Source organism: Microcoleus sp. Pol12B4 (assembly GCF_036701385.1).
Taxonomy (GTDB): domain Bacteria; phylum Cyanobacteriota; class Cyanobacteriia; order Cyanobacteriales; family Microcoleaceae; genus Microcoleus.
Genome location: NZ_JAUBQR010000378.1, coordinates 1 through 3,101, shown reverse-complemented (window position 1 = coordinate 3,101; position 3,101 = coordinate 1). Strand labels below are relative to the sequence as shown.

At 45.1% G+C, this 3,101-nt stretch carries 2 protein-coding genes and 1 pseudogene; 1 reads left to right on the top strand and 2 read right to left on the bottom strand.

Features of this window, described 5'->3' with window-relative positions; translation table 11 throughout:
- Nucleotides 1-160 (top strand): annotated as a pseudogene (locus tag QUA38_RS28235) (IS630 family transposase); the annotation flags it as partial.
- 10 nt (nt 161-170) lie between these two features.
- On the opposite strand, the gene QUA38_RS28230 reads toward QUA38_RS28235, so the two are convergent.
- Both QUA38_RS28230 and QUA38_RS28225 read right to left on the bottom strand, forming a co-directional pair.
- On the bottom strand, nt 171-1,358 hold the full coding sequence (locus QUA38_RS28230) for a tetratricopeptide repeat protein (RefSeq protein ID WP_333167719.1): 1,188 nt from the start codon (nt 1,356-1,358) through the stop codon (nt 171-173).
- A 207-nt stretch (nt 1,359-1,565) separates the two neighbouring features.
- Nucleotides 1,566-3,101 (bottom strand): NAD(P)H-quinone oxidoreductase subunit 4 (locus QUA38_RS28225; RefSeq protein ID WP_445305130.1); only part of this gene is annotated, 1,536 nt, incomplete at its 5' end.

Genomic DNA, 3,101 nt, shown 5'->3' with positions numbered 1-3,101 from the left:
CCCGGAACAAAATCCAGTAGAAGATATTTGGTTACAAGGAAAGAATCTTTTGAGGAAATTTGCCTATCGCTGTAAATCTTTTGCCATAGTAAAGAGGTTATTTATGTTTTTTCTGAATCGTCAAATATTTGGATTTCCCAAACTTTATATGTATGGTTAGTGTTCACAACTCAATTAGGATCGCTATATAAACAATGCGCTTCACCTCTCCGTTGTCCTAACGATTGATAAATAGGTAGTGCTTTTTGATAGCACTCATAGGCTTGAGCAGACTGGTTGAGGCGTGAGTAGCTTACACCGAGAGACAGAAACATTCCTGCCTCTGATTGTAAATTTCCTTCGGTCTGGGCAAAACTGAGTAACTGTTGGTAAATCTCGATCGCCTTTGGGTATTGTGCTGCTGCAAAGTATGCTTCTGCTAGGCGATACGAGCAATCCAATTGAGCTTGATGATTCCCATTCTCCTGGGCAATCGCTATTGCCTGTTGAAAAACTTCGATCGCCTGTGAGTGTTGTCCCAGTTGAGTATAAGCCGTACCCAAATCTGCCAGTATGGTGGTTTCTGGAGCTTGCTCACCTGACTCACGCCAGACTGCAAGAGCTTGCTGAAAAAAATTAACACTCAACTGAATTTGATTGTGTTTGTAGTGTAATTCCCCCAGCGCATAAAGCGTTTTGGCTTCCTCTCGCAAATTACCGATTTGCCTAGCCAACATCAAAGCCTCTTCACAAAACGCATTGGCTTGAGAATAATCTCCCTGGTTACTGTAAATAGCTGCTAAATTTCTGAGTGGCATGAGTTGCCCATCTGCGCTGCCAAGTTTTTTAGCCACTTCAATTGCCCGTTCATAATTCTGGGCTGCCTCTTCCAGTTGACCCGATATCAAATACGTCACACCCAGACGGTTGAGAACATTGCATTCTCGATCTGCATCAAACACGTGATACACATCAGCAGCCTGAGTCAGGTACTCAATCGCTTGCTGATATTGCTGTAAGTCTGAATGGAGTGAGCCTAGGGTTTCCAGTGATTTTGCTTCATCTTCCCGATGATGAATTTCTTGGTAGATGGCGATCGCCTCTTGTATGTAAGCGATCGCATCTTGATGCTGTCCTAATCTCTGATATGAAAAGTGAAGATTATACAGAGCATCTGCTTCACCTTTGCGGCTTTCCTGGGGAAATTCCTTGCGAACATCTACCTCCCGATAAAGCATTAATGCTCGTTGTAAAGAATTGAGGCTATGTTGCGTTGAGCTTGTGGACTGAAATGAACGAAAAAATGGGCTAGAACTGAAAAACCCCTGTGAGAGCAACTTATCTGCCTCGGTTTTTTTCGCCGCCGTTTTATCAGACATGACACTTCCTCTCGCTGATAGAAGTATGGATTTTCACTAATATCTTTATTCTACTTCCTTGACCGCATACCCACTTTGTCGATAAAACCCAACTCCAGATTACTTGAGAACCCATGTTTCCCGGATTTGTCTATTAACAAAAACAGAAAACCCCCAAACCCTATTTATAAAATGGTTTGGGGGTTTTCTTCCTCAATCCAATTCAAATCACAACTTGCTCGGCTCGATCGCCGGAGCACGTAGAGACACAGTTTTATCCGTAGCAGCCTTAGCCACAAGCGACGGCACAGAATCCCGCAACTTAGCAGTCAACTGTACAGTAGTTGCATCGTAAACCTGAGTCAGCATCTTCGGATACAAACCAATGCCAATAATCGGCACTAACAGAGCCGCAATAATAAACACTTCTCGCGGTTCCGCATCCACCAATTCCTCGTGCTCCGACAATTCCTTATTCTCAGGTCCGTAGAAAATCTCCCGCAGCATCGACAGCAGATAAATCGGAGTCAAAATCACCCCGACAGCAGCTAGAAATACCACACAAACCTTAAACACAGGATTGTAAGCATCGCTGGTGGCAAAACCCACAAACACCATCAATTCTGCTACAAAACCGCTCATTCCCGGCAAAGCCAAAGAAGCCATAGAACAAGCAGTCCACATGGCGAAAACCTTACGCATTTTCTGTCCTACACCGCCCATTTCGTCGAGCATGAGCGTGTGAGTGCGATCGTAAGTGCAGCCCACCATAAAGAACAAACTCGCCCCAATTAAACCGTGGGAAACCATTTGCAGCATTGCACCGCTCATTCCCAAGTCGGTAAACGAAGCTATCCCAATCAGCACAAACCCCATGTGCGAAATTGAAGAATAAGCAATTTTCCGCTTCAAATTGCGCTGAGCAAAAGAAGTTAATGCCGCGTAAACAATATTTACCACACCCAAAATTACTAAAATCGGTGCGAAGGTAGCGTGAGCATCCGGGAGCATTCCTGCATTCATTCGCAGTAAAGCGTAACCACCCATTTTTAGCAGAATTCCTGCTAGCAACATATGGGCGGGTGCGGTTGCTTCGCCGTGAGCGTCAGGGAGCCAAGTGTGGAGAGGAAAAATCGGCAGTTTTACGCCGTAAGCTATTAAGAAACCTGTATACAGGAGCAATTCTACATTGGGGGCGTAATCTTTAGCTGCGATCGCCCGCATATCGAAAGTCACCGTATCCCCGTAAAAAGCCATCGTCAGCCCGCCAAGCAAAATAAACAGCGAACCGCCTGCGGTGTAAAGGATAAACTTAGTTGCTGCGTAGAGGCGCTTCTTGCCGCCCCAGATTGACAAAATCAGGTAAATCGGGACTAATTCCAGTTCCCAAACTAGGAAAAACAGCAACATATCCTGTACGGCAAAAACTGCGATTTGGCCGCCGTACATGGTCAGCATCAAAAAGTAAAAAAGCTTCGGTTTAAATGTGACCGGCCAAGCTGCTAAAGTAGCCAGCGTAGTAATAAAACCAGTCAGCAAAATCAGCGGCATCGATAAACCGTCAGCACCCACAGACCAGTTCAAATCGAGTTGCTGCACCCAACTATAGCTTTCTACCAGTTGCAAATCTGGATTACTGAAGTCGTACTGAGTGTAAAAAGCGTAAACAAGTAGGGCAAAATCGATTAAACCCACAATTAGGGCATACCACCGCACCGTCTTGCCATCCTTATCGGGAATTAAAGGAATCAGCAAGGACGCAGC

Coding starts and splice junctions, on each gene's coding strand:
- QUA38_RS28230 (WP_333167719.1), bottom strand. CDS start 1,358: ATGTCTGATAAAACGGCGGCGAAAAAAACCGAGGCAGATAAGTTGCTC.